Origin of the sequence: Paraburkholderia rhynchosiae (assembly GCF_002879865.1) — a bacterium.
In the GTDB taxonomy this organism is placed as follows: Bacteria; Pseudomonadota; Gammaproteobacteria; order Burkholderiales; family Burkholderiaceae; genus Paraburkholderia; species Paraburkholderia rhynchosiae.
Genome location: NZ_PNXY01000038.1, coordinates 44,326 through 50,852, shown reverse-complemented (window position 1 = coordinate 50,852; position 6,527 = coordinate 44,326). Strand labels below are relative to the sequence as shown.

Here is a 6,527-nt window from a genome sequence, read left to right as displayed (position 1 = left end):
GGGAGAGAGACCATCCGCAGGCCAGCGAAACCGGGAGAAGCCGAGCCAGCCGAGGCCAGACAATGAGTTCTGACCGATTGGCCGTATGAAGCGGGCCAGCCGGCCACAGTCGGGCGGCGGCGTCTACCACCAGAGCCGCCCCGGTGGCTTTAAGCGGCGTTCCTCAGCGTCTGCTTTACGGCAGTAAACCCGCGGCGCTCATAACGTATAACGACCCGCATGCGCGATTAGCGCAGCAGGGCTTTGCGGGATAGTCGCTTTCGGCCGGCGTGCGACGATACTGCAAATGGATGCAGACGCGGCAACCGCCTCAGCCCAGCCTCAGCCGGCTTTGCGATTTCGCCCTTTCTTCCCGAGCGCAGCGCATTGCGCGCGGCACATGCAAGTCGCCTCGTGGTCATTCACCATGCCGACCGCCTGCATGAACGCATAACAGATGGTCGAGCCCACGAACTTGCAGCCGTAGCGCTTCAGCGCCTTGCTCAATGCGTCAGAAATTTCCGTCGATGCCGGCGCCTGTTTATACGACGCCCATTCGTTCTGAATCGGCGTGTTTCCGACGAAAGACCAGATGAAGCTGGCAAGCGATCCGTGCTCTGCCTGGATCTGCTGCACGGCGCGCGCATTGGTGATGGCGGCCTCGATCTTGCCGCGATGGCGCACGATACTTTCGTCCGCGACGAGCGCATCGACGTGCTTCGGCGTGAAGCGCGCGACCTTGTCGATATCGAAGTCGGCAAATGCACGCCGGTAGCCGGCTCGCTTGTTCAAAATCGTCGACCACGACAGGCCGGCTTGCGCACCTTCAAGCACGAGCATTTCGAACAGATGCTGGTCGTCGCGAGACGGCACGCCCCATTCGGTGTCGTGGTAATGTGCGAGCGCTTCGCTCGATACCCAGTTGCATCGCTGTGTCAATTTAGCGCTCCCCATTGTCATGTCGCCCGCCAGCATAGCGGAACCCGTGAGCGCCGCAAGCTGGCCGTTCGGCCAATTGCAGGATGGAAACGGACCTGCCACGCTATGCATATTTCCCACGAAACGCATTCCATTCGATGAACAAAGGTTTATTTCTGATCGGCGTCGACGGCGGTGGTACCGGCACGCGCGTCGTGCTCGGCGACGCACGCGGGCACGAGCTGGCGCAGGCGGCGAGCGGGCCGTCGGGTCTGGGACTTGGCGTCGAACGCGCGTGGCAGGCCATTGCAGCGGGTTGCGCGGACGCATTTTCACGCGCCGGGGCAACGCTTGACTGGTCGCGCTGCGTGCTCGGTTGCGGTCTTGCGGGCGTGAACAATCGCGACTGGCTCGCCGCGTTTCTCGCGCAGGCGCCCGCGTTGGCCGGACTCGCCGTGGCAAGCGACGCCTACACGACGCTGCTCGGCGCGCACGGCGGCGCGCACGGCGTGATCGTCGCGCTGGGTACGGGCAGCGTCGCCGCGGCGCTCGACCGTGACGATGGCGAATGCCGGATCGTCAGCGGCTACGGTTTTCCGTCAGGTGATGAGGCGAGCGGCGCCTGGCTCGGCGTGCGAGCCATCGTGCATGCACAGCACGCGCTCGACGGGCGCGGTCCCAACGACGAACTCGCGCAGGCGCTTCTCGGGCACGTCGGCGCGCACGATCGCGACGGGCTCGTCGTGTGGCTTTGCGAAGCCAATCAGACCGCATACGCGAGCCTCGCACGGGTCGTCATCGCGCACCGCACGCACCCGTTTGCCGCACGACTGCTCGGCGAGGCGGGCATTGAAATCGGCAAGATGATCGCCGCACTCGATCCTTCGCAGACATTGCCTGTGGCATTGTGCGGCGGCTTGGGCGCGCCGTTGCGCGAGTATGTGCCGCAGGGTTATCAGGCGCGTCTGCGCGAACCGCTGGCCGACTCGGCGCATGGCGGCTTGCAATTGGCGCGGCGCGAAGCCGCGCGGCTTGCGGGTGAGTCGTGAGCGAGCGCGTGTTGAGCATGCGGCGCCTGCACGAACACCGCGGGTTCAATGCCGGCGCATAGTGCAGCGTGTGAATAACGCGACGCGGCCAATCTTGCCATCGACGGTAAAATACGCGCTCTGACGCTGCCCGCCTGCTCACTATGTACAAAGTCATCGCCACGGATCTCGACGGCACGCTACTCAATGCCGACCATCAGGTCGACCCCTTCACGGTCGCCACCGTGCGCAAACTGGAAAGTAACGGCGTGCAATTCGTGATCGCAACGGGCCGCCATTTTTGCGATGTCGCGGGTATTCGCGACATTCTCGGTATCAAGCCGTATCTGATTACGTCGAACGGCGCGCGCATCCACGCGCCGGACAACACGGTGATTCATGCCGACGACCTTCAGCCAGCCGTCGTGCAACGCATTGTGCAGCCAGAGATTGTCGGCGTGCATGGTCGCATAATCGTCAACCTGTTCGCCGATCAGGCGTGGCTGATCGACCGTGACGCACCGGAGTTGCTGAAGTTCCACCAGGATTCCGGCTTTACCTATGAGGTGGCGGAACTGCTGGCGCACGACGGCGTCGACATCGCCAAGGTTTTGTATATCGGCGAACCGGCCGACCTCGCGCAAGTGGCCGCAAACCTCGAGCGTGAATTCGGCGACGCGCTGTATGTGACGTATTCGCTGCCGGACTGCCTGGAAGTGATGACGTCGAACGTATCGAAGGGGCGCGCTTTGCAGATCGTGCTGGAGCGCGTGGGCGTCGACGCCGCGCACTGCGTGGCCTTTGGCGACAACATGAACGATATCGATCTGCTGGAAACGGCCGGCCATCCGTTCATGATGAACAACGCCAATCCCGATCTGATGACGCGCCTGCCAAACGTGCCGCGCATCGGCAACAACTTCGAAGCGGGCGTCGCGCATCACTTGCGCAAGCTGTTTTCACTCGACGACGAGTTGATGGCCTGAGGCCTTGAATCCCTGAACGGAAGCGGCCCGCATCCAGGTTCGCAGATGCGGGCCGGTTCGGACAGTCAGGCTATCTTCGGCTAGACCGTTTTCACCCGGTGGACCTAGTCGCGCCATCCGCCGCGGCGGTCGCCGCGGCCGCCACGGTCGTCGTGCCCCCAATGACGGTCGTTGTGATTCCAGCCGCGGTCGTAACGGCGGTCGCCGCGGTAGTAATCACCGCGATCGTAGCGATGATCCCAGCCGCCATTGCCGTAGTACACCGGTCGCGGTGCTGCATAGACCGGCGCCGGCTGGGTGTAAATCGGCGCGCCAAGCGACAGGCCGATGTTCAGATCCGTATGCGCTTGCGCGACACCGCATGCGCCTGCTGCGAGACCTGCGGCAACCAGCAATTGAGTGACGATGCGTTTCATGTTGTTCTCCGTTGAAGCGACGTATGGGTGTCGCACAGGTTCAATCTACGCATTCCGACTGGCGGGTACTGCGACCAGATGTTACGGACTGCAAGCATCGTCGCAGCGTTGGAAAACGCGCGCGGCTACATTCAGCGCGTTGTCTTGTTCGACGTGATTCGGGGAAAGCCTGTGGTGGCGAGCGTTGTGACCGCGCAGGCGGTGCATGAACCGCATTGACGGCATGCAGTGACGACTTTGACAAGCGCCAGCCGTAATCGCGGCTTACATCTGTATAACGGGATTAATCAAATCAGTTTGCGGAACCCGCTGACACAGTCGTCGGTGCATCCGGCGGCGTAGGGCAAGGACAGTAAACAGCGCGGCCTTCGCACCAAACAAAGCGGGCGCCGTGGCGCCCGCATCAATTCCCAGCCAATTCGTTGCGACTAGTCGAGTGCCAGCTTCTGAGCAGTGCCGCTGCGGCTTTCCGCGATGAGCGGATACAGCATCCCGGCAACCACGGCGCCGATGATCGGCGCGACCCAGAAGAGCCACAATTGATCGACCGCAGCGCCGCCGACGAACAGCGCCGGCCCGGTTGAACGCGCCGGGTTGACGGACGTGTTCGTGACCGGAATGGACACCAGGTGAATCAGCGTGAGACACAGCCCGATGGCGACAGGCGCAAAACCGGCCGGTGCACGCTTGTCCGTTGCGCCGAGGATCACGAACAGGAAGAAGCCCGTCATCACCGCCTCGCAGATGAATGCCGCGGCGAGCGAATAGTGGCCCGGCGAACGCTCGCCATAGCCGGTGCTCGCGAAGCCGCTCGCGACCAGTTCGAAGCCGGGCTTGCCCGAGGCGATCAACGCCAGCACTGCCGCGCCCAGCACTGCGCCGACGACTTGGGCGACGATGTACGGAAGCAGGTCGCGAGCCGGGAAACGACCGGCCACAGTCAGGCCGACGCTGACCGCCGGATTCAGATGGCAGCCGGAAATGTGGCCGATCGCATAGGCCATGGTGAGGACGGTCAGACCGAAAGCCAGCGACACGCCGACGAAGCCAATGCCGAGACCATGTACCGGGCCGGCGAAGTTGGCGGCGAGGACGGCGCTGCCGCAGCCCCCCAGCACGAGCCAGAAGGTGCCGAACAACTCGGCAGCAAGGCGCTTTGACAACTGCATGATTGGTAATCCTAAAATAGTTGATGCTGCTGGAAGCACGAGGGCCGAGCGTATGCTCAGCGCAGGCGCGTGCCCGTGAGCGCCCAATTCTAGGGAAAGAGTGCCCAACCGAGTGTCAAGAATTGTCAATGCCCGTCGGCTTTACCAATTATTCCGGGATAAAGCCGTTTTACAATTCGTCGACCTTTAATAATTATCAGAAGATAGCCTCCTAAATCGGTATTGTTATCCATTGCGAATTTTTATAATTGCAGTTAGTCTGCGAAGCGAATGAGTTCTAAAAAATGGGAGAACCAGAATGTCTCAATACGCAGACCTCAAGGCGCAGATCGCCAAATTGCAGGCACAAGCAGAAGAAGCCCGCCGCACTGAAATCGACAATGTGATCGCCGATATCCGCCAGAAAATCGCCGAATACGGCCTGACTGCGCAAGACCTCGGCTTTGCCGTGGCCGCGAAGCGCGGACGCCCGCCCAAGAAGGCGCCGCTGCCGGCAAAATATCAGGACCCGAAAACGGGTAATACGTGGAGCGGACGCGGCAAACCGCCCAAGTGGATCGTCGGCAAGAACCGCGAACGCTTTTTGATTGGTGCGAGCTGAGTCGTTTGCTGGTGAACTCGAAAGCAAAATGAAGGTTGATCGCGAGTCGGCGTTAAGTCCAATGTGCTAAATCGGACATGGAAGCGCATCCATCCCGTCATTAAAAAAAGCCGCCTCTGAGAGGCGGCTTTTCTGTAAAGGAAGCGGGATAAGTCTGATTTACCATCCGCGCAAACGATTCACATGAAAAAAACGTCTGCGTCTAGACCGTCAATCGTAAAGCGCGTGCGGCAAATGCGCCCGGACGGCAGCGGGGCGCTAATCGGTTTCGATCGCCGCACCCGCAATTCAGCCATGCCGCTCGCCCGCCGCACTCTCCGGTCTGTCTCAACCCACCGCGACCTGGCGCAGCACCGGTCGGCGCGTTGCTTCGATCAGCGCGGAATACGCATCCACGTAGTTGCGCGCCATCGTCTTTGAACTGAAGCGGCGCTCGAACTGCGCGCGGATTTCCGTGCGCGACAATTCATCGAGACGTTGCAGCGCGGCCACCGCGCCTTGCACATCCTCGACGATATAGCCGGTCACGCCATGATCGATCACTTCTGGCACCGAGCCGCGGTTGAACGCGATAACCGGCGTGCCGCACGCCATCGACTCGATCATGACAAGTCCGAACGGCTCGGACCAGTCGATCGGAAACAGCAGCGCCTTGGCGCCCGACAGGAACTCGGGCTTCTGCGCCTCGTTGATCTCGCCGACGAATTCCACATGCGCCTGCGACAGCAGGGGTTCGATCTCGCTCTTGAAGTAGTCCTGGTCTGCCTTGTCCACTTTGGCGGCGATCTTCAGCGGCAAACCGCTTTGCGCGGCGATCCGGATGGCCGTATCGACGCGCTTCTCCGGACAGATCCGACCGAGGAACGCCAGGTATTCCGGCTCCTTGTGCGCTTGCGGCGTGAGCAACTGCTCGGGCAGGCCGTGGTAGATCGTGTTCAGCCAGTTCGCCTGCTGCAGCGGCAGGCGCTGTGAATCGGAAATGGAGACGACCGGCGCGCCCGAGAACGTGTCGAACACCGGCTGCAGTTCAGGCAAGTCGAGGCGGCCATGCAGCGTGGTCACGAACGGCGTGTCCATCGTCGAGAAAAGCGGGAACGGCATGTAGTCGAGGTGGAAATGCAGCACGTCGAACTGATGCGCGACCCGGCGCACCTTTTCCATCATCAGGATATGCGGAGCCAGCGCGTCGCGAATCGTCGGATCAAGGCGCAGCGCACGAGGCCAGCACGCGTCGAGCTTGGCGGACGTCACCGAGTCGCCGCTCGCGAACAACGTGACGTCGTGACCTTCGTCGACCAGTGCTTCGGTGAGGTACGACACGACACGTTCGGTGCCACCGTACAATTTCGGCGGGACTGCTTCATACAACGGCGCAATTTGTGCGATTCGCATGCGTTTCTCCTATTCAAACGGCTTCGCACTGCGGCGCT

The 6,527-nt window shown here is 61.7% G+C and carries 7 protein-coding genes; 3 read left to right on the top strand and 4 right to left on the bottom strand.

From position 1 onward, the window contains the following. Positions 1-321 precede the first annotated feature (321 nt). Positions 322-954: a DNA-3-methyladenine glycosylase I gene (locus C0Z16_RS32065; RefSeq protein ID WP_167403577.1), complete on the bottom strand. Its 633-nt coding sequence runs from the start codon at positions 952-954 to the stop codon at positions 322-324. Between the two features lie 101 nt (positions 955-1,055). Here C0Z16_RS32065 and C0Z16_RS32060 point away from each other — a divergent pair, with 101 nt between their 5' ends. After that, entirely contained in the window at positions 1,056-1,946 is an 891-nt protein-coding gene (locus C0Z16_RS32060) for a BadF/BadG/BcrA/BcrD ATPase family protein (protein ID WP_102636049.1), read from the top strand. A gap of 143 nt (positions 1,947-2,089) precedes the next feature. Then, positions 2,090-2,911: a Cof-type HAD-IIB family hydrolase gene (locus C0Z16_RS32055; protein ID WP_102636048.1), complete on the top strand. Its 822-nt coding sequence runs from the start codon at positions 2,090-2,092 to the stop codon at positions 2,909-2,911. A 104-nt stretch (positions 2,912-3,015) separates the two neighbouring features. Here the strand turns inward: C0Z16_RS32055 and C0Z16_RS32050 are convergent, their stop codons facing one another. Together C0Z16_RS32050 and aqpZ are read right to left on the bottom strand one after the other, a co-directional pair. Continuing rightward, the gene (locus C0Z16_RS32050) at positions 3,016-3,327 is read right to left on the bottom strand and encodes a PXPV repeat protein (RefSeq protein ID WP_102636047.1); all 312 of its coding nucleotides are present in this window, start codon (positions 3,325-3,327) and stop codon (positions 3,016-3,018) included. A 428-nt stretch (positions 3,328-3,755) separates the two neighbouring features. Continuing rightward, positions 3,756-4,496, bottom strand: a complete 741-nt coding sequence (gene aqpZ, locus C0Z16_RS32045) for an aquaporin Z (protein ID WP_102636046.1) — start codon at positions 4,494-4,496, stop codon at positions 3,756-3,758. 298 nt (positions 4,497-4,794) lie between these two features. Between aqpZ and C0Z16_RS32040 the strand changes: the two genes are divergently transcribed. Then, entirely contained in the window at positions 4,795-5,097 is a 303-nt protein-coding gene (locus tag C0Z16_RS32040; protein WP_006050891.1) for an H-NS histone family protein, read from the top strand. 327 nt (positions 5,098-5,424) lie between these two features. Here the strand turns inward: C0Z16_RS32040 and C0Z16_RS32035 are convergent, their stop codons facing one another. Beyond that, positions 5,425-6,489 (bottom strand): glycosyltransferase family 4 protein, encoded by a 1,065-nt coding sequence (locus C0Z16_RS32035; protein WP_102636045.1) that lies wholly within the window; start codon positions 6,487-6,489, stop codon positions 5,425-5,427. Positions 6,490-6,527: the final 38 nt, after the last annotated feature.